At 49.6% G+C, this 23,373-nt stretch carries 20 protein-coding genes and 2 pseudogenes; 11 read left to right on the forward strand and 11 right to left on the reverse strand.

The annotated features are described in order from the left end of the window. The first annotated feature begins 58 nt into the window (after positions 1–58). The 7 genes and pseudogenes from IPI86_RS09955 to xylB all read left to right on the forward strand — a co-directional run bounded on the left by IPI86_RS09955 (position 59) and on the right by xylB (position 10,038). Positions 59–2,203 carry a glycoside hydrolase family 3 C-terminal domain-containing protein gene (locus tag IPI86_RS09955; RefSeq protein WP_345297849.1) on the forward strand — a complete coding sequence of 715 codons (2,145 nt, stop codon included), beginning with the start codon at positions 59–61 and terminating at the stop codon, positions 2,201–2,203. A 38-nt stretch (positions 2,204–2,241) separates the two neighbouring features. After that, on the forward strand, positions 2,242–3,408 hold the full coding sequence (gene xylA / locus IPI86_RS09960) for a xylose isomerase (protein WP_345297850.1): 1,167 nt from the start codon (positions 2,242–2,244) through the stop codon (positions 3,406–3,408). A gap of 150 nt (positions 3,409–3,558) precedes the next feature. Then, positions 3,559–4,671 carry a substrate-binding domain-containing protein gene (locus IPI86_RS09965; protein ID WP_345297851.1) on the forward strand — a complete coding sequence of 371 codons (1,113 nt, stop codon included), beginning with the start codon at positions 3,559–3,561 and terminating at the stop codon, positions 4,669–4,671. A gap of 84 nt (positions 4,672–4,755) precedes the next feature. Beyond that, positions 4,756–6,288 carry an ATP-binding cassette domain-containing protein gene (locus tag IPI86_RS09970; RefSeq protein WP_345297852.1) on the forward strand — a complete coding sequence of 511 codons (1,533 nt, stop codon included), beginning with the start codon at positions 4,756–4,758 and terminating at the stop codon, positions 6,286–6,288. A 33-nt stretch (positions 6,289–6,321) separates the two neighbouring features. Next, on the forward strand, positions 6,322–7,527 hold the full coding sequence (locus IPI86_RS09975) for a sugar ABC transporter permease (protein ID WP_345297853.1): 1,206 nt from the start codon (positions 6,322–6,324) through the stop codon (positions 7,525–7,527). 53 nt (positions 7,528–7,580) lie between these two features. Then, positions 7,581–8,465 (forward strand): hypothetical protein, encoded by an 885-nt coding sequence (locus IPI86_RS09980; RefSeq protein ID WP_345297854.1) that lies wholly within the window; start codon positions 7,581–7,583, stop codon positions 8,463–8,465. 72 nt (positions 8,466–8,537) lie between these two features. Continuing rightward, positions 8,538–10,038 (forward strand): annotated as a pseudogene (gene xylB / locus IPI86_RS09985) (xylulokinase). A gap of 232 nt (positions 10,039–10,270) precedes the next feature. Here the strand turns inward: xylB and IPI86_RS09990 are convergent. From IPI86_RS09990 to IPI86_RS10030, 9 genes are all read right to left on the reverse strand, one after another. Then, entirely contained in the window at positions 10,271–10,621 is a 351-nt protein-coding gene (locus IPI86_RS09990) for a heavy-metal-associated domain-containing protein (RefSeq protein WP_345297855.1), read from the reverse strand. Further along, positions 10,622–12,001, reverse strand: coding sequence for a 4Fe-4S binding protein (locus IPI86_RS09995; RefSeq protein ID WP_345297856.1), 1,380 nt, complete (start codon positions 11,999–12,001; stop codon positions 10,622–10,624). It lies immediately after the preceding gene. 12 nt (positions 12,002–12,013) lie between these two features. Next, complete coding sequence (locus IPI86_RS10000; protein WP_345297857.1) at positions 12,014–12,712, reverse strand: FixH family protein; 699 nt, start codon at positions 12,710–12,712, stop codon at positions 12,014–12,016. A gap of 297 nt (positions 12,713–13,009) precedes the next feature. Next, the gene (locus tag IPI86_RS10005) at positions 13,010–13,462 is read right to left on the reverse strand and encodes a DUF305 domain-containing protein (protein WP_345297858.1); all 453 of its coding nucleotides are present in this window, start codon (positions 13,460–13,462) and stop codon (positions 13,010–13,012) included. 198 nt (positions 13,463–13,660) lie between these two features. Beyond that, entirely contained in the window at positions 13,661–13,837 is a 177-nt protein-coding gene (locus IPI86_RS10010) for a hypothetical protein (RefSeq protein ID WP_345297859.1), read from the reverse strand. A gap of 214 nt (positions 13,838–14,051) precedes the next feature. Further along, positions 14,052–14,216, reverse strand: coding sequence for a YHS domain-containing protein (locus IPI86_RS10015; RefSeq protein WP_345297860.1), 165 nt, complete (start codon positions 14,214–14,216; stop codon positions 14,052–14,054). A 124-nt stretch (positions 14,217–14,340) separates the two neighbouring features. Next, the gene (locus tag IPI86_RS10020; protein ID WP_345297861.1) at positions 14,341–16,059 is read right to left on the reverse strand and encodes a histidine kinase; all 1,719 of its coding nucleotides are present in this window, start codon (positions 16,057–16,059) and stop codon (positions 14,341–14,343) included. After that, on the reverse strand, positions 16,056–16,745 hold the full coding sequence (locus tag IPI86_RS10025; protein ID WP_345297862.1) for a response regulator transcription factor: 690 nt from the start codon (positions 16,743–16,745) through the stop codon (positions 16,056–16,058). Before IPI86_RS10025 ends, IPI86_RS10020 begins: the two co-directional genes overlap by 4 nt. A 356-nt stretch (positions 16,746–17,101) precedes the next feature. Next, a complete protein-coding gene (locus IPI86_RS10030) occupies positions 17,102–17,665 on the reverse strand; it encodes a hypothetical protein (RefSeq protein ID WP_345297863.1) in 564 nt (187 codons plus the stop codon). 363 nt (positions 17,666–18,028) lie between these two features. Between IPI86_RS10030 and IPI86_RS10035 the strand changes: the two are divergent. Further along, positions 18,029–18,157, forward strand: a pseudogene (locus tag IPI86_RS10035) (hypothetical protein); the annotation flags it as partial. A 45-nt stretch (positions 18,158–18,202) separates the two neighbouring features. Here IPI86_RS10035 and IPI86_RS10040 read toward each other — a convergent pair. Both IPI86_RS10040 and IPI86_RS10045 read right to left on the reverse strand, forming a co-directional pair. Then, positions 18,203–19,765 (reverse strand): ABC transporter permease subunit, encoded by a 1,563-nt coding sequence (locus tag IPI86_RS10040; RefSeq protein ID WP_345297864.1) that lies wholly within the window; start codon positions 19,763–19,765, stop codon positions 18,203–18,205. Then, entirely contained in the window at positions 19,762–20,631 is an 870-nt protein-coding gene (locus IPI86_RS10045; RefSeq protein WP_345297865.1) for an ABC transporter ATP-binding protein, read from the reverse strand. Before IPI86_RS10045 ends, IPI86_RS10040 begins: the two co-directional genes overlap by 4 nt. 174 nt (positions 20,632–20,805) lie before the next feature. Between IPI86_RS10045 and IPI86_RS10050 the strand changes: the two genes are divergently transcribed. From IPI86_RS10050 to IPI86_RS10060, 3 genes are read left to right on the forward strand one after another with little or no spacing between them, the layout of a single operon-like run. Next, the gene (locus IPI86_RS10050) at positions 20,806–21,732 is read left to right on the forward strand and encodes a GNAT family N-acetyltransferase (protein ID WP_345297866.1); all 927 of its coding nucleotides are present in this window, start codon (positions 20,806–20,808) and stop codon (positions 21,730–21,732) included. Positions 21,733–21,750: 18 nt separating this feature from the next. Beyond that, complete coding sequence (locus IPI86_RS10055) at positions 21,751–22,311, forward strand: nitroreductase family protein (RefSeq protein WP_345297867.1); 561 nt, start codon at positions 21,751–21,753, stop codon at positions 22,309–22,311. Positions 22,312–22,323: 12 nt separating this feature from the next. Beyond that, positions 22,324–23,307 (forward strand): transglutaminase-like domain-containing protein, encoded by a 984-nt coding sequence (locus IPI86_RS10060; protein WP_345297868.1) that lies wholly within the window; start codon positions 22,324–22,326, stop codon positions 23,305–23,307. The last annotated feature ends 66 nt before the right edge of the window (positions 23,308–23,373 follow it).

A 23,373-nucleotide genomic window follows, 5' to 3' on the forward strand; every position in this document is an offset into this window, starting at 1 on the left:
GGGTTGAGATTGTTAGTTGCTTGATCAGAATATTGAATTTATTTAAAAGGAGCACTTCATGAGTGTGACCAGCACATCAGAAAAAATTTCATACCTTGACACATCACTTCCGTTTGCCGAGCGGACAAAAGATTTGATCGGCCGCATGACCCTTGAAGAAAAAGTGGGGCTGATGAATCACCCGTCACACGGAATTCCCCGCTTGAATATCCCCGCTTACAACTACTGGAGCGAAGCTCTACACGGCGTTGCCCGCAACGGACGCGCCACCGTCTTCCCACAAGCAATTGCCATGGCGGCTACATGGGATAAGGAATTGATTTATCAGGTAGCTTCCGCCATTGGAGATGAAGGGCGCGCAAAATATCACGCAGCGCTAAAACGCAATGGATACACAGCCCAATATCAAGGCTTGACTTTCTGGTCTCCCAATGTGAATATTTTCCGTGACCCCCGCTGGGGGCGTGGACAGGAAACCTGGGGAGAAGACCCTTTCTTGACCGGGGAAATGGCATCTGAATACGTAAAAGGATTACAAGGCAACCATCCCAAATACCTCAAGGCAGCAGCCTGCGCCAAACACTACGCTGTTCACTCAGGCCCGGAAAAAGACCGCCACTGGTTCAATGCCATCGTAACCAAACGCGAGTTATATGACACATACCTGCCTGCCTTCAAAAAACTGGTAATGGAAGCAAAAGTCGAATCGGTCATGGGTGCCTACAATCGCACACTGGATGAAGTCTGCTGTGCCAGCGAACTTCTGCTCGATAATATTCTGCGTGGCGAGTGGGGCTTTGGCGGGCATGTTGTGTCAGACTGCATGGCGCTCTCAGATTTTCATCTCCATCACAAGGTCACGGAAGACGCGGCAGACTCTGCCGCACTGGCATTGAAATATGGCTGCGATCTCGGATGCGACCACGTTTTCAGTGAGATTCCCACAGCCATCAAACGAGGTGACACCACGGAAGAATTGGTAAACCGTGCCCTCGAACGCACACTCGGTACCCGCTTCAAACTCGGCATGTTTGATCCTGATGAAAAAGTGCCGTTCGCATCTATTTCAATGGACGTGGTTGCCTGTGATGAGCATCGTCAACTGGCCTATCGCGCGGCAACAGAATCGGTTGTATTGCTCAAGAACAAAAACAATATCCTCCCGATCAAACCTTCCACAAAAAAGATATTTGTCACGGGCCCTACCGCCGCAAGTATGGAAGTTTTGCTTGGCAACTATTACGGTATCAATAATCAGATGATCACATTGCTTGAAGGTCTCACCGGGCGTATCCCCGAGGGTATGGGCATGGAATACACATCAGGTGCAATGCTCAAACATCCTCGTGAGGTCAAAAATACCTGGGCGGCAAGCATGGCGCAAACCGCAGACTTTGCAATCGTTTGCGCCGGCCTCTCTTCATTTCTTGAAGGCGAAGAAGGCGAGTCGTTGCTTTCCCCGGAAAACGGTGATCGTGAAAGCATATCGCTTCCCCAAAGTCAAATTGATTACATCAAAGAACTTGCGATTCACGGCGTGAAGATTGTTCTCGTGCTTACAGGCGGCAGCCCCATTGCACTCGGCGAAATCGAAGACATGGTAGATGCGATTCTTTTTGTTTGGTATCCCGGTATGGAGGGTGGTCGCGCCGTTGCTGATGTGCTCTTCGGTGATGTTTCACCTTCAGGCAAGCTACCCATCACCTTCCCCAAGTCCCTCGACCAACTCCCTGCCTTCGACGATTACAGCATGAATGGCCGCACCTATCGCTACATGGCCGAAGAACCGCTCTATCCCTTTGGCTTCGGTCTGAGTTATAGCAAGTTCGAATATTCGGATTTACAACTCGAAACACAAACACCCACTCTCGGTGATTTCCTACACCTCAGCCTGACTCTGACCAACAGCGGCGCATCAGACTCAGCCGAAGTTGCCCAGCTTTACTTGAGCGACCTCCAAGCCTCGACCATTGTCCCATTCCATCACCTCATCGGTTTCGAAAGGGTCTTTCTCAAAGCAGGCGAGACCCGCGTTTTGAAATTCACCGTCACCCCTGAAATGATGTCGTTTTATAACGATGACGGCAAACTGACCCTTGAACCCGGCCAATTCCGCCTCGAAATCGGCGGCTGCTCCCCTAGCAAGCGAGGACAGGAGTTGAACGCCCCCAAACCTCTCTTCGCTGTGTTTGAAGTGAAATAAGTACGGCAAGATTTACACAAAATATAAAGGAGTATTCCATGACAAACTACACACCCAAACCTGAACACAAATTCACCTTCGGCCTATGGACCGTGGGCAATACCGGGCGCGATCCGTTCGGCGGCCCCGTACGTGACGCAAAATCACCAGCCGATCTGGTGCGACTACTTGGCGAAGTCGGCGCATACGGGGTCAACTTCCACGACAACGACCTTATCCCCATCGATGCAACACCCACCGAAAAGGATGCCATCCTCAAAGAATTCAAGAAAGCTCTTGCTGAGACAGGCATTGTCGTCCCGATGGCAACAACCAACTTGTTCACAGAACCCATCTTCAAAGATGGCGCTTTCACGTCAAACGACTCAAAAGTCCGCGCGTACGCCCTGCAAAAAACAATGAATGCCATCGATCTTGGTGTTGAATTGGGGGCAAAGATATACGTCTTTTGGGGTGGACGTGAAGGCACCGAAACCGATGCCACAAAGAACCCCATCACCGCAATCAAACGATCACGTGAAGCGATGAACTTCCTCTGCGAATATGTGAAGGACAAGAAATATGATCTGAAATTCGCGCTCGAAGCCAAGCCCAACGAACCCCGCGGCGACATCTACAATTCAACCACCGGCCACATGCTGGCATTCATTAACACACTGGATCATCCCGAAATGGTGGGTGTGAATCCTGAAGTAGCGCACGAACACATGGCGGGACTCAATTTTGTTCATGGTGTGGCGCAGGCCATGGAATCAGGCAAGCTTTTCCACATTGACTTGAACGATCAAGCCTTCGGTCGCTACGATCAGGATTTCCGCTTTGGCGCCGTGAATCTCAAGAGTGCCTTCTTCCTGGTAAAGATGCTTGAAGATAACAAATACGACTCAAGCCGCCACTTTGACGCTCATGCCTATCGCACCGAAGATTACGAAGGCGTGAAGGATTTTGCCCGTGGTTGCATGCGCACCTATCTAATTCTGAAGGAAAAGGCCGCACACTGGAACGCAGACAAGGAAATTCAATCGATCGTGGCTGAGATCAATGCGGATGATGGATCCATGAATCAATACTTTGGGAAATATTCTGCCGAGAAAGCGAAAGCACTCCAAGGCCAGGTATTTGACCGCTCCGCAATTGCCGGGCGTGGATTGAAGTACGAAAAACTCGATCAACTGACGGTCGAAATCCTGCTCGGTGCGCGATAAGAATTCAACAGCCAGCCGACTCAAAAAGTCGGCTGGCTATGAAGAATAGGAGAAAATATTTATGTAATAAGGAGGTCGTCGATAAAGATAACACAAACGATTTCAAGCCCGTCGAATTCAACAATCTATGCAATAAATAGGAGAGAAAGTATGAAAGCTAAACGTATTTTGATCGCTATTTTTTCAATGGTCGTCATCGCATCCATGGCGCTGACAGCTTGCGGCGGTAACACTGCAGGCGGCAGTGGAAAGACAAAAATCGGTCTTTCCTTCTCCGATTTTGCGACCGAACGCTGGAAGAATGAAGAAGTCTTGATGCGCAGCCTGTTGGAAGAAAAAGGCTACGAAGTCATTTCTGCTGAAGCCAATCATGATGTCAAACTTCAGAACGACCAGATCGACAACATGGTCAGCCAGGGTGTTAAAGGCCTCATTGTTGTCGCAGAAGATGGCGATGCCATCGTCACTTCAGTGGATAAAGCCGCTGACGCGGGCGTGAAAGTAATCGCCTATGACCGCCTGATCAAGACCTCCAAGATCGCCGCCTACTTGTCCTTTGACAATGTTGAGGTCGGAAGACAACAGGCCCTTGGTGTCATGGCAGCGATTGATGCTGATAATTGGGATGTCGACGCAAACGGTCCAGCGCGCGTCGTACAGCTTGCCGGCTCACCCACAGACAACAATGCCACTCTTTTCACCAAGGGCCAGACTGAAATCTTACAACCTTATGTTGACTCTGGCAAGATAGAGATTGTCGCCCAACAGGGTGTGGAAAACTGGGATGCCGCCAACGCTCTCAAGTTGATGGAAAACATCCTCACCGCTCAAAACAATGACATTGACGCGGTAGTTGCCTCCAATGACGGCACCGCCCTTGGTGCTTTGCAGGCAATGAAAGCACAAGGCTTGGCCGGCGTCGTACCGATCTCCGGTCAGGATGCAACTGCCGATGGCAGCAACAGCATCGTCAAGGGCGAACTCACCGTGTCCATCCTCAAGGATATTCGCAATTTGTCGCCTTTGGCCATTGATGTGATGGACAAGTTGATCAAAGGCGAAGCAGTCGAGGGCATGAAGAACTTCTCCCTCGCCGAATTGACCGTGGATGACACCAAGACCGGTGAAGTCCCCTGCGTATTCCTTCAAGTTCAACAAGTCAACAAAGGCAATGTCTATGACCTCGTTGTGAAGAGCGGATTCCAATCTTACGATGATGTTTATCGTGATATCCCCGAATCTGAACGCCCCGCCAAGCCGTAAGACAATGTAAGCAATCCGATACCCGATCCTCAAAGTGAGGGTCGGGTATCCCAGAAACAAATCTTTGAGTCTCAGGAGTTCAAAGTGGATAATGATATTATTCTCGAATTCAAGAACGTAACCAAGAAATTTCCTGGTGTAGTAGCGTTGAACGATGTATCATTTAAAATTCGTCGCGGCGAGATACATGGGATCTGCGGGGAAAACGGTGCAGGGAAATCCACTTTAATGAAAATACTTTCGGGTGTATACCCGCATGACACCTACGACGGTAGTGTGATCTTTAATGGGGAAGAGTTGCGATTAGGCGATAGTGCCATTAAGGAAGCTGGCAATAAGGGAATTGCAATTGTTTATCAGGAACTTACTCTGGTGCCGACCATGTCGGTTGGAGAAAATGTTTTTCTAGGCCGTGAACCAGTGGAACATGGCTCAATTAATTGGAACAAACTCTATGCGGATACACGGGAAATCCTGACAAAATATCAACTGGATGTTTCCCCGCAAGTAACGGTCAAAAATCTCGGGGTCGGCAAAATGCAAATGGTGGAAATTGCCAAAGCACTTTCTGAAAAGGCTTCCATCTTAATTCTGGATGAACCTACCAGCGCCCTGAGCGAAACTGAAATCGACAAGCTAATGGACATCCTTGAGATTCTCAAGAGCAATGGCATTACTTGTATTTATATAACACACAAATTGGATGAACTTTTTCGCGTCACCGATCATATCACTGTTTTACGGGACGGTAAAGAGATCGTGACCCAGGAAACCAAAGCATTGACCCAGGAAAAATTGGTCAGCTATATGGTGGGACGTGAAATGAAAGAGCGTTTTCCGAAGTCAAGCCGTGCTCCGGGTGATGTGGTTTTTAAAGTTGAGGACCTCCATGCGCTTGATCCCAATGAGACAAGTCGCAAGGTATTAAATGGGGTTAGTTTCAATGTGCGTAAGGGAGAAATTCTTGGGATCGCAGGTTTGATGGGGGCCGGGCGGACGGAACTTGTAATGACCCTATTCGGCGAATACGGCAAAATTGTGAACGGGAAAATTCTCTTAAACGGACAGGAAATCAGGCCTGCCAATGCACGCCAGGCAATTGATGCAGGATTAAGTTTGGTACCCGAAGATCGCAAAGGGATGGGGCTTGTCCTCATCCAATCGATCCTGAAAAATATCTCCCTGCCCAATCTGGATCAATTTTCTGGTTTCTTTAGAATTGATGCCGACGCGGAATTAAAAGCCAGCATGGCGCAGTCGAAAAGCTTGACCATCAAAGCTCCCACTCTCCAAGTGGCAGTTGAGACGTTATCGGGCGGGAATCAGCAAAAGGTCGTCATCTCAAAATGGCTGCTGTCAAAACCAGTGGTATTGATCATGGATGACCCGACCCGGGGCGTTGATGTCGGCGCAAAGTATGAAATTTACAAGTTGATGAATGATCTGGCTGAAAATGGTGTTGCGATCATCATGATCTCCAGTGACCTGGAAGAAGTGCTTGGAATGAGCGACCGCGTCATGGTAATGTGCAGCGGACACTCAACCACCACCCTGCCTGTCGCCGAAGCGACTGTGGAACGCGTGATGTCATTAGCCACAGGTATGTCGTCATCCTAAGAGAAATCCATAAAATCCAAACGAGGTAATTCCATGGGTATTTCCAACCAAACCGTACAGGATAAAACCAACTTCAAGTCCGAGTTGTTTCAGGTGTTGCGCCTCAATGTTCAAACGTACACGATCCTGCTCGCGCTGATCGGCATCTGGGCGATCTTCTTCTTCACCACCAAGGGCACGTATCTGGCTCCCCAAAACATTTCCAACCTGTTCCGCCAAATGTCTGTAACAGCATTTTTAGCGGCCGGTATGGTTCTGGTCATTGTGACGGGCAATATCGATCTTTCCGTAGGAAAACTTGCAGGATTCGTTTCCGTCGTCGCGGCTTATTTGCAGGCGAACTTCTGGTACAAATACCTGCCTGATCAGCCACTATTATCCGCAGTACTTACCGTGATCGCCAGCCTTTTGGTCGGTTCATTGTTCGGTGCCATTCAAGGGTACATCATCTCCTTTTTGCGCGTACCCTCATTCATTGTGACTCTGGGCGGTCAGTGGCTTCTTACCGGGCTCATCCTGTTGGTCACGGCCGGGAAAACGATTCCGGCAAATCAACCCTGGTTTTCAGATATCGCCCAGGGATATGTACCGGTAACCTGGGGCTGGATATTTTGCATCGTTGCAATCGCCTTCCTCTTTTGGAATATGTTCCGCAGCCGCCAAAACAAGCGCAAACACGGTTTTGAACTTCAAAATATTTATATTGACCTGCTGGCCGTGGTCTTTGCCGCAGTAGTGATCCTTGTGTACGTCTATAACGTGAACAGCTATAAGGGCATTCAGAATCCGGTGTTGCTGCTCGCGATCACCGCGATGATCATGATTTATGTTTCGAACAATACCCGTTTTGGCCGCTATTCCTACGCCATCGGCGGCAATCGTGATGCGGCACGCCTTTCCGGTATCAGTATCTCGGGAATGGTCTTCAAAATTTTTGTTTTGATGGGCTTCCTCTCCGGCGTCGGTGGCGTCGTGCTGGCATCCTATGTAGGCTACGGCACAACAGCCGCCGGAGCAGGATACGAACTGGATGCGATTGCCGCTTGCATTCTCGGGGGAACTTCCACATTGGGTGGGATAGGCACCATTCAAGGCGCAATGATCGGTGCCCTGATCATCGCCAGTCTCTCCACCGGTTTGCAAATGATGAACGTAGCGCCTGCATGGCAATATGTTTTGAAGGCCATCGTGCTGGTTCTGGCTGTGCTTGCAGACGTGTACTTCAAGAAGAATCGATAAATTATTGAAGTGACAGTTGCTTGCAGCGACTGTCACTTTTTATTTTGAAAACCATGAAAACTGAAAAATTTCTAGGACATGATTGTGTCTCGTTGGAAAATGGGATATTGAAACTTCTTGTTACCCAATCCATCGGTCCGCGCATTCTTTCCCTTGGCTTTGTAAACGGCGAAAACCTGCTGGCGGAACTTCCAAACTTTGTGACCGATTGCCCCGGCAGCGGCACATTCCATTTTTATGGTGGACATCGTCTCTGGCATGCGCCCGAGGAACCCAGCCGTACCTACCTTCCAGATGATGAGCCGGTGACCATTTCCATATTTCAAAATGGATTAAAAGCCACGCAGCAAACCGAACCCAAAACTGGTCTGCAAAAATCAATTGAGATCCAGCTGATAGCTGATTCTGCCCAAGTCACGCTGACACATCGCATCACTAATCACAGCTTGTGGGATGTGACTTGTGCTCCCTGGGCGATCACGCAATTCAAGACGGGTGGCACGGCGATCTTTCCTCAAATTAAGACAGATACCGGTGTTCTCCCCAATCGCACTTTGACATTGTGGCCGTACACTGAGATGACCAACCGCAATGTCCATTGGGGCAGAGATTATATTCTGGTTCAAGCCAATATGACATCTCCCTTCAAGATCGGCTTCCCCAATCCGCGCGGATGGCAGGCCTATTGGATCCAAGGAACCTTATTCGTCAAACGTGCTGAATACAATGCCCAAGCTGAATATTATGACCACGGCAGTTCAAGCGAAAGCTATTGCAATGACAAGTTCATTGAACTGGAAACGCTTGCTCCTATCACAACGATTGCACCCGGAGCGACTGCTACACATATCGAAACATGGAATTTATACAAGGATATTGAAAACCCGCAAAATGAAAAAGAAGCGCAAACTCTTGCAGATAAATTGGGACTGGCGTAAAAATTCTGGGTTTGCATATCATTGAAATCCTTTGGAGTTATGCACAGTAATTAAAAAATCGGAGTAAAAATCATGGCATATTTTCTCGGAATAGACACATCCACCACATCCAGCAAGGCCTTGATCATTGACGAACACGGCGAAGTGATTGCGGTTGCTTCTTCCCCGCACACATTGCAAAATCCCAAGCCGTTATGGTCGGAGCAGAATCCGTTGGAGTGGTGGGAGGCTGTATCGGCGAGTATCCGCTCCGTGTTGGAAAAAGCAGGCATCAGCAGAGACCGAATCGCCGCTGTCGGGTTGACTGGTCAAATGCACGGGCTGGTCCTGCTCGATGATGCAGGAAATGTACTTCGTCCAGCGATCCTGTGGAACGATCAGCGTACACAGAGTCAATGCGATGAGATCCATCAACGAGTTGGAAAAGAAAAATTCATTCAGATCACTGGCAATGTCGCATTGACCGGATTTACTGCGCCCAAAATTTTATGGGTGAAAGAAAACGAACCCGACGTATATGCCAAAGCCAAGCATGTGCTTCTGCCAAAAGATTATGTACGCTACAAACTCACAGGCGAATATGCGATGGATAAGGCCGATGGCGCAGGCACGGTGCTGTTTGATCTAAAAAAACGAGATTGGTCTGATGAAGTTTTAGCTGCGCTCGATATTCCGCGAGCATGGATGCCAAAAACATTTGAAGGGACTGAGTTTACAGGACACATCAATGAAGAAGCCGCACGACTCACCGGCTTAAAAGCAGGCATACCTGTTGCCGCAGGCGGCGGCGATCAGGCGGCAGGTGCGGTAGGTGTGGGAGCCGTGGAACCTGGAATTGTGGGATTAACTGTCGGCACGAGCGGCGTTGTGTTTGCAACCACACCATCCGCATTGATCGAACCTGAGGGACGGCTGCACGCATTTTGCCATGCAGTTCCCAACATGTGGCATTTCATGGGGGTGATGCTTTCGGCTGCGGGGAGCTTGCAATGGTATCGTGACACACTTGCACCTAACATGAGTTTTGATGATTTATTAAAAGAGGCCGAAGCGATCCACGAAGGTAGTGAAGGGTTGCAATTCCTGCCTTATCTTTCCGGTGAACGCACGCCTCATCCCGACCCGTTGGCGCGCGGCGCTTTCATTGGCTTGACTCTACGCCACAGCCGCGCGCACATGACACGCGCTGTACTGGAAGGCGTGGCTTTTGGGCTGAAGGATTCATTCACATTGATCCAAAACGCAGGTCTTGGCAAGGTAACACAAGTCCGCGCTTCGGGTGGTGGTACAAAAGGCGCGCTGTGGCGTCAGATCATGGCAGATGTTTTGAACGCGGAGTTGGTTACGGTTAATACCACGGAAGGCGGCGCGTATGGAGCGGCATTGCTTGCAGGTGTCGGCACAGGGGCATGGAACAGTGTAGTAGAAGCATGCAATGCATGTATTAAAGATCACGGGGAGCACCAAGCCTAAAGCTTCATCAGTGGATGCGTATCGAAAGCCCTATGCAATTTATCAAGGTTTGTACCCCGCATTAAGGGAAAGTTTCCGAGCTCTTGGTACGAGAATTTGAGGTAAATAGGTCTGTGAATTTCAGGATTACTTATTCGAATTGGGATGATGCAAAGACAGATACATGCGGTGGTGAGTAACGCCAAGGCAATGTGCAAGAATAGAATCTTTTTAGCTTTAGAAAACATATTGGGTCCTCCTAATACGGAGGACCCAATAGTAATCTGAGGTTTCGTTTGTCTCCAGCGCAGGATTGTACAGGAAGATATGCACTGAATGGCTTATAAGGAATGTCACACGGGAAGGTTTGACAATGCCTGCGCTTCGTAGTGATGACGTCCATCATTTCCAGCGGCGGCCACTGCTTTGATCATTGCCTCTGTAGTGACTTTCCTGCTGTCGTAATAGACGTCAGCCAATCCCATCTGCAAGTACATTTCCACATGATGAATTCCGTCCACCAATACCAGAGAATTCCTCACACGCATGGCGCAATTCTGGCAACCCATCCCCGCAACCATGAGATGAATATGGTCTGCAGTGCTGAGCACACCATCCAAAACAGTTTTATTTACCGGTTCGACGTGACAATTCTGTTCCATGATCTTTACTCCTGTAATTTGATAAATAGTGCTTCGAAGCATTTACATTCTCATTGCCATTGGGAGGGTGAAGAGAACGACGTTCATAATCGTCAGGATGACCATCAACACCGCAAAGGGTGCGAATGTCCCCCAAACCTTTTCACCGGAATGATTCGATTTGGAGATGCGATAGGCTGTATAGAGCGAGCCAATAAAGCCGAGGGCGATCAACCCAAATTGAAGCCATTGGATCTCTTGCATGCCGAGAATGGCAGCCGACGCGCTGTGGATTTCCATCCCGAACAATGCCATACCCGTATAAAGAATGGATTTACCTTCCGCCAACAGATGGAATAGGTTATGAGCAATGTGTCCTGCCATATCCAGCGCGATGATGGCGTAACCAAAGCGGGCAAAGTTTTCCACAAGTGAGGCTTTATTGAATTTGCTCGCGATCCAGGAAGTCAGGCTGAGCAAAGCCACCGGGATAATGATGGCGGTCGCAAAGGTGATACTGAATGTGATCGCGTAGTTGGTCGTACCGGTCACGTTCTCCAACCACTTCAGCATCGATCCCCAGACTTCGAGCATGGTCACATTCTGAACAAATACAATGCCCATAATGACCGCTGAAAGGAAGGCTTCCTCTAGTTTTGGCTTGCGAATGAACCACAATTCCTTGGTGGGCGGACGTACAGTCAATTGAATGGAGTTGTTGGGACAGCCCTTGATACATTCCGCACACAGCACACAGTTGGCACTGGAAGTCATGGTCTTGGGAAATTCATACAAGGGACAGGGCATGGATTGGTCCGTGCCTTTATAGCAGGCGGCAATGGTGCATGTGGCACAAATTTCCGGAGTTCCGCGCAGGCTCAACATGCCATTGCGAGCGTAGTTACCTGAAAGTCCGCCTAGGAAACAAACGTATCTGCAAAAGGTACGGCGTTCATAAAAAGCACCGGAGATGATGACACCCGTGGTAAGCGTCAACATTAGAACACCGGAACCAAGCGGGTTTTCCACCACACCCCAGACATGGTCACTCCAGGTGATAAAGATGAAGAGCGCATCAATGATCCAGATACCATATTTTTTCAGGAAGCGCGGAGCCGGGCGATTGTTGCCAACAAACTTTTGTACGAGGTCGTTAATCTTTGCGAACGGGCAAATGGCACACCAGAAACGCCCGAGGAATAGGAAGATGATCGGGATGAGCGGCCACCACAACACCCAGGTCAGGGCAGTGCCAAAGTTGTCATGCGCAGATTCAGGTCCCAGAATAAGCTCGAACATGATGACCATGAAGATCAGCAGGGTGGGCCATTGAATGATGCCGGGATACCAGCGGCTGCGCAGAAAACGGTCGATCCACTTGTTGTTGAGCAGGTTTCCGCCATTCAGCAGGGAAAGGTTGGGGTTTGGAAGGGAAGATGTCATTGCAATCACCTCTTAAGCTTTTGTTGGAATTTTCTTGCGTTTCATGAAGGCAGCGACAGACATGACCGAGGCATTTATGCCAGCAAAACCTGCCAGAATACCATACTTGGCATCGAGTCCTGCAACGGTCACGGGGAATTCGACTTCTGTTAATTGCCCATCCATAGTGAAATGAATATTGAAGACCCATTCCCCGGTTCGGTTAAACGAGATATGTCCTGAATATTCGCCGAACTCATGCCCGGTCTCCAGAACGATCTGTGCCGGCTCTTCGTCATGGGAATCTTGCGGTTCATCGTGTATGGATGCTTCGTTTGATTCAGGTTCGGTCCCCATATCCATGCCCGACATACTATTCATATCATCTGCAGATGCAGCCTCAGTAGGCATGTCCATCCCGCTCATGCCGTCAGACCCAGATGATTCAGAGTTGATATTTTCCTCATGCTCCGACATTTTCTCTTCTGGCATGACGATCACTCCCACTTCGGCATTCGTGACAGGCATGCCCATTGCATCGGTAATCCGGACGTGGAATTCGTTCTCGCCCAATTTGGGAGACTCCACAAAAGTCAACCGTATGTGATAACCATTGACTTCCTTTTCGATCCCCTCCCCTTCGCCATCTGCCAGGACACTTTGAAGCGGCACTGACATAAAAATGGCAATGGCGAATATCATCACCACGTAATGAAACCATGTTTTCTTCATACGAAACCTGCCTCCTGTTTTGTAAGCATAGTTACCAAATCTTATCGTGTTCAACTTGATTCCAAGAGCGCGGAATGGCGCGTCTTGTGGCAAGCTGAATGACTTATGAAGAAAGTCACTCCAGGTTTATGACAAACTGATTTGCAGTTTGATAGTGCGCGACGCCTCCGAATCAAAAACCTCCCGGCTAAGGAGGTTCTTGATTATCAGCCTTGCTATACTATTTATTCATTATCAAGGGGTTTGTTGCACTTCGCCAGCTGTCTGCAAAGATCCGATTTTCATCTCCAAAATGGCTTACTTTTCCAATTCGTTTAATTTAACTTGCATCTGATCGATCTCTTCCTGCTGGCTTGAAATTATAGACTTACATAATTCCTTTATTTCAGGGTCCTGTATGTCTGTCTTTTCACACATTAGTATCGCCGATGCATGGTGTGGGATCATAGATCGCAAAAATTGCTTATCTGATACAGCACTCTGTTGTCTTATGAATAAAAAGAGTGCAATCAAAATAATAGAACTTGTGGCGACAATGACCAAATTCAGCTTCTTGTCCATATACATGGACCCCATTAAGGCAATTTCGATGATTAGCATAGGCGCAGTCATTAGACCTGCCATATAAAATTGATTAATGTTAAGAAATACATTTGCAAACGTATTAACCATTGCATACATGAGCACATACATGGAGGCAAAAGATAACACAGCCATAATTAGCAATTTTTTGTAGTGCTCGTTTTTCATAGGCATTTTCATTTGGCGGTCCCTGCTCTTTGTATAAAAAAATCGAAATGGTCCACCTTTTCATCTTGCAAACCATTCCCAAGTTAATAGAATAATTCTATGAAGATGGCGGTTTGGGATTGCTGTTGTTTTTCACGAGCCAGATGATGCCAAATGCTGCCAGCAATAGCAAGCCGACAGGGAACAGCCACATGAAGATCATCCCCACCCAATTGAGGGGAGAAAGAGAGGCCCCCAGTTACCCATCATGCCGCCAGGTCCCATCATGTTCCATCCACGATAACCCCAGCCGCCCATCATCATGCTCCCGCCAAAAACGAATAATAGAATAACTACGCCGATAACCCCAATAGTAAACCAATTATTTTTTTGCATTTTATTTTCCTTATATGAGAAGTTATGTTCATTCTACAAAATATATTTCCGAATTACATCCGCCAACTGGGGAGTGTTCATCTCCACTGCTTGGAGGAAACTCAATTGACAGAATGACGGAAAGGGTAAGAACAATTGGAAATTTTTATTCGAAAAATTGTCAAAAAAGAATGAGCCTCCCAATTGGGAGGCTCATTCTAAAGGGGAGAAATTTCTAGTGTCGATGGGCTTGCAGATATTTATCGGGGTTCTCGTCGAAAGATTTCTTGCAGCCGAGCGAGCAGAAATAATAGGTCTGTCCGTTGTATTCGGACTTGCCAGCGGCAGTGTTCGGGTCAATATCCATATGGCAGACGGGATCATGAACGGTTGTAGTCATAGCTTGGTCTCCTTTCGCTAAAATTTATCGTCACGTATACAGACTATTTGAGTCAGCGCCTTTTTACCCGAGGCTGATGCGCCATTTTGCCTATCTACGTGAACGGATTTTGACGTTCATCGCTTCACAACCGGACCGTGAGCCTGGTTCCCGTTCCCGGAGTGGATTCAATCTCAAGCCGTGCGTCGATCAGATTGGCGCGCTCATAGACACCCAACAGACCAAAATGTCCGGAAGGGGCAAACTGTGTAGGGCTGTGCGGAACTTCAAAACCCCTACCATTGTCGGACACCTCCATTTTTACCTCATCAGCAGTGAAGGCGATATTCAAACCAGCCTGGCTGGCATTGGCATGTTTGCCCACATTATTGAGGGATTCCTGCGCGATGCGATATAGTGATAATTCCGCTTCCCGCAAAAGACGACGCTCCTGTCCATCTTTATGGAAGCTAATGGGAAGTTGGTGATTCTGGCTCATCTCACGAGCCAGCATTTCCAATGCGGTGACCAGTCCCAGATCTTCAAGATAGATTGGACGCAGGGCACGCGTGAGACGCCGCAGATTCTCGACCGTCTCTTCAGATAACGTTTCCAATTCTTTGAGTAAACGCCTGCTGGTTTGATCCTTGACCGTTTTTTGTGCAAGCTGAACGCGCTGCTTCAATGCGATCACGTCTTGAATGGTGTCATCGTGCAGTTCACGCGCCAGACGCATACGCTCATCCTCCTGCGCGGATGTGATCGCACCAATGTAATCGTGTAACCCATCCTGGGCAGACTGCACCTTACGGGACATTTCAGCCAACTCCATTTGCAGATGCTGCACTTCGGAGATTCCGCCCACAGATTCTTGAATGGCTTCAAAATCACCCCACGCCAGTGCAGCGGCTTTGGCTTCTAGTTTCTGCAAGGGCTGTACGATCTGTCTCGCGCCGAACCAGAGTGCAAAAAGGGCGAGGACAAAGGCAGGGACAAGTACAAGCGGCGCCATTTGGGTGAGTTGCAAAGAGGGGCTCACCACCATTTCCCACTCTTCCTCGGTGACCAATGCCCAGCCCGTCAATTCAATAGGACTGTAAGCCACTACATGTTCTGTATCACTCATCTTTACATAAAGCACACCGTTCTCTCCTGCCAGAGCTTCTGCCACACCGGGGTGATGTGGGTCAAGGCTATCTTCAGCAAGGACTCCACTCACATACAGAGGCTGACGTGAACCATCCAACAGGAAAATGGTGACATGGCTTCCCACTGGATAGGTTGGCAAAAGGGTTTCAACAGCCAACGTTTCCGGTGAAAACGCGCCAGCAACGACCACATTCTCGGATGGAACATAGACAGAAACAATGACCAGTGAATGTCCCGAGACAGGGTCAGTGACCGGGGACGAGAAAACAGGTTCGAGGCTTGTGCTGAGCGTGGTCGAAGCATCTGATGGAGAAGCGAGAGAAAGGGTTTCGCTATTTTGGGATACCCATCTCCAAAATCCTTCGTTGTCTGTGTTGGCGATAAGACCATTGGCATTATTGAAAAAAGCGATCCCCCCATCAAAATCCTCGGCAAGATCATTGGTGGTGGCGAGGATCTCATCAAAGGTCAAATCACTGGAGGTCAGTACCGCCATACTGGTAATAGTTGACACACGATGATGTAGCTCGGATTGCAATGCGGCGGCGGAAGATTGCACCGCTCGTTCATCGCGCTCACCAACCAGAGCACGCATATCCTGCTGATGCATGTTGACACCGCCGAACGCAATGAATAGCAATAAGAGAGTAAGCGGCAATATCGTGAATGCAAAGAGTTGCGTCAAGCCGCGCCAACCGGGAAGGAAATGTTTCATTCTTCTGGATTATTACCTGTACTCTGTGAGATCAACCCAAGCGAGACCGCCCGCATTACAGCTTCAGTGCGGCTATTGGATTGCAGTTTGGCAAAAATATGTGCCAAATGCCCCTGCACGGTGCGGTCACTGATCGATAATTGAATGCCAATAGACTTATTGGTGTATCCTTTGGCTGCAAGTCGTAATACATCCAACTCACGATCAGTCAGCGGGTCAATCAATTTTTTCTCTTGACCTTTGAATAGACTGGACATTAACTTCTTTGTAATGGATGGGTCGAGTGCAGATTTGCCTTCATTCACATCTCGAACCGCCTGAATGAGATCATCTGCCTGCCCAGTCTTGAGCACATATCCATTCGCGCCCGCCTGTAGAACAGCCATCACATACGGGTCGTCATTGTAGGCAGTCAGGATCAAGACACCTACTTCCGGCAGATGGGCGCGCACCCAGCGCGTCACCTCGATGCCGCTGGCTTTTGGCATTTGGATATCAAGCACAGCCACATCCGGCTTATGGTTTTGGATAAGTGCCTGCGCTTCTTCGCCATCCCCAGCCTCTGCGACGACTTGGATATCTTTTGCACTCTCCAGCAGCTGACGAATCCCAGCGCGGACAATATGATGATCATCTGCCAAAAGAACGCGGATCTTGTCCTTTGATTTGTTCGATAATTTTGCCATAATCGTATTTTTCCAATTCCTGATTCAAGGCTTGGGACTGCACCATATGAGGGAAAACCAGCCAGACAATGCCCAAACCCGTCAGTAGTTCGGAGAAGAAGTGTATGGTTATTGTCACGAAAGCCCTGACCGATATCCCCAGGGTCACTGAGCCTGTGCCTGCCTCCATCTATTATAAGGGCAGCAGGAGCAAAACGAATCCCAACCAACTTAAGGTTTTGATCCTGCGATCAAGAGGTCGCTTTCCCCGCGCCAGTCCATCCCAGATTCGTGAACATCGGTGCGAGGATTCTTCCGACGAGAGTCAAACCAGGGCTAAAGGCCCCGACGTGACTCTATCTACTTTTTGCTGGGCATTACTTGACTGTAATCGGGAGTTTCATATTCGCTTCGTAATGGCCTGGGGTATGGCAGGCAAGTTCCAACGCACCTGCCGGCGCGGTTTCTGTAAAGGAAAAATCCAATGTAGCAGTTACACCCGGCTGCAGTTTTTCCGTCGCGATCATTGCCAAAGCCATCTGATCCATTTCTCCCATGTCCATTCCCATCCCCATCTCGTCGGCAGTCAATGGAGGCATGATCATAAATTCATGCTCAACGGTACCTGCATTGGTTACGATAAAACGATATGGAACGCCGGATTCAAAATCAGTTACAGATGATTCGATTCCAAATTCAGTCAAGGTGATCTGAACCTCGATCGAATCCCTGACTTTCTGCCCACTACAGGCGGTGAGCAGAAACCCTGTAACTAGTAAAACTATTAATACTTTCTTAAATACAAACATCTCTTCTCCTATAAATTTAAGTTTTATTTCAACGCAAGTGTAGACAATTCGCGTTGAAATTTCGAGAGCCAAATATCGCATACGAAAATAAGCAATATTGCCTACCCATCCTAGAGAACCTGAATCGTCCATCGAACATCCAATGCCCTCTGAATCGCAGGGAACTTCAGTTCCCCACCGAGTTGTCCTTCCTGGCTTACACAACTTTAACAACAAGATTGTCAACGGCGAGGAATGGTTGTATGAGATGCAGATCTTTACATCGTTGGCCATCTATATGCAGGGTATATACTTGAACATCTGCAAGGCAATAATGCATTGAAAACCAATGGTCTGGTCATTGGCTCGCCAGCTTTCCAAATTTCCGCCAATGGCGTAAATACTCCATCGACGAAAGTTGGATGAGATTGGGTACTGAAAAGCCAAATAAAACTTGGCGCAGGTTAAGCACAAGCCCTCGTTGAATTTATAACCGCGCAGAAGAGCTTACTGGAAAAATATCATCGTATCCTCAAGTTACCCCGCACGATTGCAGACTTGGCGGGAAGTGATGAGATCCAGTCACCGCATCTAGCAGAGTCGCTGCAATATCGTCCGAAGGTCATCGTGGGGCAATTCTTGTAATGTATTGAATGTAACTTTGACGGGCTACCGAGCTCTATATTTTGATCAATTTCTCAACTGCCGTGACCTTCCAAAGATGGCAGAGGCGATCAATGCGATTGAAAACGGGATGAAAAACTGTGGATACCCGTTGCTGTGCGAGCCGATGAAATCCAACCCAGGGACTTTGTTGAGCGGGCCGAGATACCAGATGACCATATATAAGATCTCAAACAGTTTGCTGGTTCCGCTCCAGACGCCTGAGGCGAGGGCGAGTGATGGGATGAAGAACGCGCCTGAAAACAAAGCCAGCAATCCGATTGTGTCGCCGTCGATGGCGAAGCGAAGGGCTGCGCCGCTTGCCATGATGAGCGTGACGATGAATCCGGCGATCCATTGCGCGGGGAGTTGACGCATGAGCGGGGACGCGGAGGAGAAGGTCAACTGCTGGACGTTGTTGTGAATTTCACGGTTGCCGATGGCTGACCAAATTAAGATGGGCCAGATCCATGCGAAGGGCAGAACGATCTCACGCGTGGTTGCAGATGGATTTGCGAAGCAGGCGATGATGAGTCCTGCGGCGGCGATGTACCACCACCAGCGTTGACCTTTGAGCAGTAGTTTCAATTCAGCAACGAGGACTCTTGAGAAACTGAATCCATTCGCGGCGGCGTTAAGAGGAGTCAGACGGGGCGTGGGTAATGCTTGAGATGTTGAACCAATTTCGGGCGCAGAGTCTGAGGCGGTGCTTTTTATCCTCTTGGGTTTTGCGCGCGAGGGATCGAATCTATCGAAGAAGATCGCGGCGAGCAACGTCAAAAGAATGGCGAGGCCGATGAAGGCGAAGCGGGTGGCGATGATGGCGGGAGTCCATTCGATGCCTGTCCAGGTGAAGGTGCCGATGATGGGCGTGTCCATGCCGCCGAGCATGAAACTGCCGCCATAATCGGGAAAGACTTTAATCACTTCTTCCGCCATGTCTGCTTTGAGCAGGGCGAGGCCCATCGGTTCGATGGCTGGATAGGTGTTGATGAAATCCTGTTCCATGATGAATGGGAGCATCATGATGAAGCCGAAAAAATAAACGATGTTGCCGAAGCCGCCCGATAAAAATGGGATGGCTTCAAAGAGCACAGCCACCGCGGCGACGAGCGCCATGAGCGGCATGACGATGTACACAAATGGCAGCAGGTATGCGCTGAGGTTGACTTGTGTGCTTTCGCCGCTGAGGAATTGAATGACGATGCCGAAGATGGCGAGGATGACGACCATGAGCATTAAGACGGCGAAGTTGCTGATCCATTTGCCGAGCGTGTACAGCGGACGGGTCATGGGCGTGGTGGCCATGATCTGCCCGACGCCTGTTTCGCGGTCGCGTGCGACGGAGCCTTTGACGAGATAGAAACCGAACCAGCCGATGAAGAAGGTCGCGATGATCGACATCATGCCGCCGACCCATGCGGAGTTGAACTCGCCGCGATAATCGCCAAGTTGCAAGCGGACATTGCCAACGGCGGTTTGATAACCAAGCAAAGATGCCAGCCCAAGCATGACGAGAAAACTATAACGGCGCACGCGTTCCAAAAAATCGGCGCGGGCTAAATGATAGATGACGCGCGAGGATTTCATTGTTTACCGCCGATGAAATAGAGATACGCGTCTTCAAGATTTGGTGAGGCATTCTCTGCCTGCGCTTCGGGTTTCTCCGCGCTGACCACGCGCACTTGAACGCCGTCGCTTCTGCGGATGGTTCCGCTGACGATGTGCTTTTGCTTGAGCGCGGGCAGGTCGTCGCTTTGAACTGTCCACTCCCAAACTTTATTTTCAAGTTCTTTGAGAAGATTTTCAGGCGCGTCCTCGCGCAAGAGTTGACCTTTGTTGACGAGGGCAATATGCGTGGCGGTCGCTTCCACATCTGAAACGATGTGAGTTGAAAGAATCACAATGCGTTCGCCAGATAGATCCGAAAGCAAGTTGCGGAAGCGCACACGTTCTTCAGGGTCGAGGCCAACGGTGGGTTCATCCACGATGAGCAGCTGCGGGTCGTTGAGCAAGGCTTGCGCGATTCCCACGCGCTGCTTCATGCCGCCCGAATATCCGCCCAGCGGACGTTTCGCGGCTTCCACAAGATTCACAAGTTGCAGAAGTTCGTCAATGCGTTTCTTTGCGGATGCGGCATCCAGCCCTTTGATGGCGGCCATGTATTCGAGAAATTCCACGGCGTTGAGGTTGGGGTACACGCCGAAATCCTGCGGAAGGTATCCGAGCACATCACGCAATGTGTCGGGGCTTTTCACAACGTCCACGCCGTTCCATGTGATCGTGCCGTCTGTGGGTTTGGTGATGGTGGCGAGCATGCGCATGAATGTGGATTTGCCCGCGCCGTTCGGGCCGAGCAATCCTAAAATGCCAGGTTTGATCTCAAGGGAAAAATCTTTCAATCCCCAAAATCCGCGTTTGTATTCTTTGCCGAGCTTGTTAATAGTAAGTCGCATAATGGTCTCCAATAATTCAGCGATTTCAAAATGGCAGTCTGTTTACGAGGCTTGTAATAGATTGGTTGTATTGATTTTAAATGATTTCTGATTCGCTGATACTATCCGCCTGGCTAGTTCAAGACTCTCTTCACGGACAGGGATTTCTTTTTGCTTTTCAATACAATTGATCTTATGAAACCAACACAACGCCCCTACCAAACCGAAGAAGACTACTGGTGCATCCGCGAGTTCCTGCGCGAGGTGTCGCTTCACAATAACCGCCATGACTTTTCATGGTCGCTGTTACGCTGGGACTACTGGCGCTGGCATGTCAACGAGAACATCTTCCACATGAAGCTCGAAGATGTCGTCACGCTTTGGGAGTTGAACGGGCAGATCGTCGCAATGCTCAACCCCGATGGTGATAACGAAGCGTTCTTCCAAATCCACCCCGCGTTCCAGGATCAGGTATCCATGTCCGAGATGCTGGATGTCGCCGAGGCGAAACTTCCCAAAACGAAAGATGAAGGCAAAAAGGAATTGATCGTGTGGGTGAATGCGGCGGATGAAGCGACAAAAGGACTCTTCACCGAACGCGGATACGTCCGCTCGAAGTTTCTCGCCGAACACATGCGCCGCCGCTTCTTTTCCCAACCGATACCTGATTCTGCCCCGAAAAGCGGATACTCCGTCCGCGCCTTGGGTGACGAAAACGAATTGCCCGCGCGCAGTTGGCTCTCGTGGAAAGTTTTTCACCCCGATGAGCCGGACGAAAAGTATCAAGGCTGGGAATGGTACAGGAACGTGCAACGCGTTCCGCTCTATCGCCGCGACCTCGATATCGTCGCTGTTGCAGAAGATGGCGAACTCGCCGCGTTCTGCACCGTTTGGTTCGACGATGTGACCCGCACCGCGGTCTTCGAACCTGTGGGCACACACCCCAATCACCAAAAACGCGGACTCGGCAAAGCCGTCATGAGCGAAGGCTTGCGCCGCGCCGAAAGACTCGGCGCGACGCTGGCAACGGTCAGCTCGTATGGAACTGCCGCACACGCGTTGTATGAATCCATGGGATTTACAGAATTTGATTTATTGGAACCGTGGATTAAGGAATGGTAAATACATTGGAAAACGAAAATGCCTGAGACCATCGAAACCATCCTAAGCCGTAGAAGCATACGCTGTTTCACGCCTGACCCTGTGGAGCATGAGACGTTGATCACATTGTTGAAAGCCGCGATGGCGGCTCCCACTGCGTGCAACTCCCAGCCATGGGAGTTCATTGTGGTGACGGAACCTGAGGTGCTTGATCAGATCCGCGCGAAGTTCTTATTTGCGAGATACAACGCGCCCGCCGCGATCGTAGTGTGTGGCAATCCAGATATTGCCAACAACGTGGAAGGACGCAGACATTGGGAACAGGATTGCAGTGCCGCCACTGAGAACATCCTGCTTGCGGCGGCGGGACTGGGACTCGGCGCAGTGTGGATCGGCGTCCACCCATACCCAAGCAAGATCAAGCCCGTCGCCGAAGTGCTGGGCATCCCTGAAAATGTCATACCGTTGTGCATGGTCTATGTTGGACATCCCGATGAGACAAAACCGCCAAGCAATCGATACAATGAGCACAGGGTCTATTGGCAATGCTACGAGCCGCGCAAACGCAAGGCAAAGATAAAGAACGCAAAATATACTTGATATGGAGGCACCATGAACCCAACACTCACATACTTCACCCAACAAGGTCTGATCTCTGACCCTGGGAACCATGTCTCTCTCTTCGATAACCTACCCACTTCCATCCCTGAACTGGTCAAACTCGTGCAGGGAGTCACCATCCACGTCTTTTGGGCGGAGCACTATGGATTCAAAGCGCCACCTGAACGCATGGCTGAACTGCAATTGCGCTGGATGGAAAAACGCCTCGCACGCACACTGGAACTTGATCCTCGTCCATTGACCGAGCCGCGCCCTATCGAAAAGAAACTGCTCGGCAACTGCCGCGACCATTCATTGCTTCTTGTTTCCATGTTGCGCCATCAGGGAATCCCTGCGCGCGCTCGTTGCGGTTTCGCGGCCTACTTCCTACCCGACCATTTCGAAGATCACTGGGTGGTCGAGTATTGGAATGCGGAACAAAACCGCTGGGTGCTCGTAGATGCACAACTCGATGCGTTGCAACAGGATGTCTTGAAGATCAACTTCGATGTCCTCGATGTACCGCGCGACCAGTTCATCGTCGGCGGGAAGGCATGGCAGATGTGCCGCACGGGCGAACAAGACCCCGATAAGTTTGGCATCTTCGATATGCACGGACTCGGCTTCGTGCGCGGTGACTTTGTCCGCGATGTGGCATCGCTCAACAAAATGGAACTGCTCCCGTGGGATTGCTGGGGCGTGATCCTCAACGAATCGCTCGACGACCCCGCTGACCTCGCCGCTCTCGATGAAGTCGCCGCGTTGACTGCAAACGACGAGCCCGACTTTGAAACCGTCCGCACACGCTACGAATCCGATCCGCGCCTGCTCATGAACGGCAAACTGCTCAGTTACGTCAACGGTGGCATGGTCGAAGTAAACATCCCTGATCACGACCTGTCCATCTGGATAGTGAAGACTCCCCAGCGACGGGGGGAGTCTTTTGTTTTCAAAGGCTATGATACAAGTAACAAAGCCTTCAATTCAGGAGAATAATAATGGAAAACAATTTTGTAGATTGGAAACGTGTCGGCATCTTTATCCCGTTTGTGTTTGGCATCG

Source organism: Candidatus Villigracilis affinis, from assembly GCF_016705895.1.
GTDB lineage: Bacteria > Chloroflexota > Anaerolineae > Anaerolineales > Villigracilaceae > Villigracilis > Villigracilis affinis.

What these genes read in the sequence shown, in the direction of transcription:
- IPI86_RS10005 (WP_345297858.1), bottom strand. Translation starts at nt 13,462, where the DNA reads ATGAAAAACGAGCACTACAAAAAATTGCTAATTATGGCTGTGTTATCT.
- IPI86_RS10055 (WP_345297867.1), top strand. Translation starts at nt 21,751, where the DNA reads ATGCCTGAGACCATCGAAACCATCCTAAGCCGTAGAAGCATACGCTGT.
- IPI86_RS10000 (WP_345297857.1), bottom strand. Translation starts at nt 12,712, where the DNA reads ATGAAGAAAACATGGTTTCATTACGTGGTGATGATATTCGCCATTGCC.
- xylA (WP_345297850.1), top strand. Translation starts at nt 2,242, where the DNA reads ATGACAAACTACACACCCAAACCTGAACACAAATTCACCTTCGGCCTA.
- IPI86_RS09955 (WP_345297849.1), top strand. Translation starts at nt 59, where the DNA reads ATGAGTGTGACCAGCACATCAGAAAAAATTTCATACCTTGACACATCA.
- IPI86_RS09975 (WP_345297853.1), top strand. Translation starts at nt 6,322, where the DNA reads ATGGGTATTTCCAACCAAACCGTACAGGATAAAACCAACTTCAAGTCC.
- IPI86_RS10050 (WP_345297866.1), top strand. Translation starts at nt 20,806, where the DNA reads ATGAAACCAACACAACGCCCCTACCAAACCGAAGAAGACTACTGGTGC.
- IPI86_RS09980 (WP_345297854.1), top strand. Translation starts at nt 7,581, where the DNA reads ATGAAAACTGAAAAATTTCTAGGACATGATTGTGTCTCGTTGGAAAAT.
- IPI86_RS10015 (WP_345297860.1), bottom strand. Translation starts at nt 14,216, where the DNA reads ATGACTACAACCGTTCATGATCCCGTCTGCCATATGGATATTGACCCG.
- IPI86_RS10025 (WP_345297862.1), bottom strand. Translation starts at nt 16,745, where the DNA reads ATGGCAAAATTATCGAACAAATCAAAGGACAAGATCCGCGTTCTTTTG.
- IPI86_RS10060 (WP_345297868.1), top strand. Translation starts at nt 22,324, where the DNA reads ATGAACCCAACACTCACATACTTCACCCAACAAGGTCTGATCTCTGAC.
- IPI86_RS09990 (WP_345297855.1), bottom strand. Translation starts at nt 10,621, where the DNA reads ATGCTTCGAAGCACTATTTATCAAATTACAGGAGTAAAGATCATGGAA.
- IPI86_RS10040 (WP_345297864.1), bottom strand. Translation starts at nt 19,765, where the DNA reads ATGAAATCCTCGCGCGTCATCTATCATTTAGCCCGCGCCGATTTTTTG.
- IPI86_RS10030 (WP_345297863.1), bottom strand. Translation starts at nt 17,665, where the DNA reads ATGGACGATTCAGGTTCTCTAGGATGGGTAGGCAATATTGCTTATTTT.
- IPI86_RS09995 (WP_345297856.1), bottom strand. Translation starts at nt 12,001, where the DNA reads ATGACATCTTCCCTTCCAAACCCCAACCTTTCCCTGCTGAATGGCGGA.
- IPI86_RS10020 (WP_345297861.1), bottom strand. Translation starts at nt 16,059, where the DNA reads ATGAAACATTTCCTTCCCGGTTGGCGCGGCTTGACGCAACTCTTTGCA.
- IPI86_RS10010 (WP_345297859.1), bottom strand. Translation starts at nt 13,837, where the DNA reads ATGCAAAAAAATAATTGGTTTACTATTGGGGTTATCGGCGTAGTTATT.
- IPI86_RS09965 (WP_345297851.1), top strand. Translation starts at nt 3,559, where the DNA reads ATGAAAGCTAAACGTATTTTGATCGCTATTTTTTCAATGGTCGTCATC.
- IPI86_RS10045 (WP_345297865.1), bottom strand. Translation starts at nt 20,631, where the DNA reads ATGCGACTTACTATTAACAAGCTCGGCAAAGAATACAAACGCGGATTT.